Raw genomic sequence first — 1,817 nt, 5'->3', positions numbered from 1 at the left:
CTGCGCCTCGGCCTCCGCAGCCGGTGGCGCAGGCACGGCCTCCCCGGACAGCAGCCGCACGCACTGGGCGGCGGAGGGCCGCGCGTCCGGGTCGTCGGCCGTCATCGCCCGCAGCGTCCCGGCCAGCGGTTCCGGCAGATGGTCGGGAATGCGCGGCGGCCGGGTCAGCCGCGCGACCGCGGCTTCGGCCTTGGTGCCTTCGTACTCCGGCTCCCCGCTGACGCATTCCAGCAGCACGAGCGCGAGCGCGTAGATGTCGGCCGAATAGCCCACTTCCTCGTCGCGCACCTGCTCCGGCGCCATGTAGTGCGCGGAGCCCATGACGATCCCGGTGTCGGTCATCCGCCCGACCGCGTCGGCGAGCCGGGAGATGCCGAAGTCCGCCAGGAACACCTGCTCGTCAGCGGTGATCAGCACGTTCGCCGGTTTCACGTCCCGGTGCACGATCCCGTTGCGGTGCACGTAATCCAGCACCCACGCGAGCCTGCGGCCCAGCTCGGCGATCTGGTCCGGCGCCAGCGCACCGGACTGCAGCAGTTCCGTCAGCGGACGCCCGTCGACGAGCTGCATGACCAGGTACGGCTCTTCGTCCTCGGACCCCGCGTCGTGCACGGTGACCAGGCCGGGATGGTCGAGCCGGGCCAGCAGCCGCGCTTCGTCGGCGAACCGCTGCCGGGCCGACTCGTCGGCGTTGGGCCGGAACACCTTCACCGCGACCGGGCGTTCCAGCTCGGTGTCCAGCGCCCGGTAGACCTCGGACCTGCCGCCGCGGCCGAGCCGTCGGCCCAGCCGGTACCGCCCGGCCAGCAGCGGTGGTGCGTCAGTCATCGGTCCTCCGGTGTCCGCGAAGCACCGCGACCTTAACCCAATCGGTGGATCACTCGTTGTCCATGGCGGACGTGTCGATGCGCCCGCGCACGCAGAACCACCCGACGACGAATGCGACCAGCAGCACCGGCAGCGCGAGCACGGTGATCCGGCCGATGTCGTCGAAGGCCATCAGCACGACGATCGCGGCGAAGAACGCCAGCGTCGCGATCTGCACGTACGGCGAGAGCGGCAGCCGGTAGTGCGGCCGCCGCACCTCGCCCCGATCGGCCTTGCGCACGAACAACAGGTGGCTGAGCACGATCATCGCCCAGGTGCCGAGGATGCCGATGGAGGCGAAGTTCAGCACGATCTCGAAGGCTTCCTCCGGCACCACGGCGTTGAGCCCGACGCCGACCACGCAGACCGCCGAGGTGAGCAGGATGCCGCCGTAGGGCACCTGGTTGCGGTTCATCCGCCCGGTGAACTTCGGCGCCGACCCCGCCAGCGACATCGACCGCAGCGTGCGGCCGGTGGAGTACAGCCCCGAGTTGAGGCTGGACATCGCCGCGGTGAGCACCACCAGGTTCATCACGTCGCTGGCACCGGGCACGCCGAGGCTGGACAGCACCGTGACGAACGGGCTCTCACCGTCCTTGTAGGACGTCCAGGGCAGCAGCATCGACAGCAGCAGCACCGAGCCGACGTAGAAGATCCCGATCCGCCACATGATCGAGTTGATCGCCTTCGGCATGATCTTCTCGGGGTTCTCGGTCTCCCCCGCCGCGACGCCGACCAGCTCGACGGAGGCGTAGGCGAACACCACGCCCTGCATGATCAGCACCACCGGCAGCACACCGGCGGGGAAGAACCCGCCGGTATCGGTGATCAGCGACGGTCCGGCCTCGTGCCCGGAGATCGGGCCTGAACATAGGCCGAATTGAACAAGGCGCCCTGCAAAACCGGGACGCCCATTCCGTTCAGCCAATTATTGACGGCGGTGACGCGCG

The 1,817-nt window shown here is 69.5% G+C and carries 1 protein-coding gene and 1 pseudogene; both read right to left on the bottom strand.

Features of this window, described 5'->3' with window-relative positions; genetic code table 11:
- A partial coding sequence (locus tag IJH84_RS23045; protein WP_295148917.1) for a serine/threonine-protein kinase occupies window positions 1-828 on the bottom strand: 828 nt, incomplete at its 3' end.
- A gap of 49 nt (window positions 829-877) precedes the next feature.
- Window positions 878-1,729: pseudogene (locus tag IJH84_RS23040) on the bottom strand (L-asparagine permease); the annotation flags it as partial.
- Between the last annotated feature and the right edge of the window lie 88 nt (window positions 1,730-1,817).

The organism is Saccharopolyspora sp. (assembly GCF_017434145.1).
GTDB classification, from domain to species: domain Bacteria; phylum Actinomycetota; class Actinomycetes; order Mycobacteriales; family Pseudonocardiaceae; genus Saccharopolyspora_C; species Saccharopolyspora_C galaxeae.
This window is presented reverse-complemented; position numbering and strand designations above follow the sequence as displayed.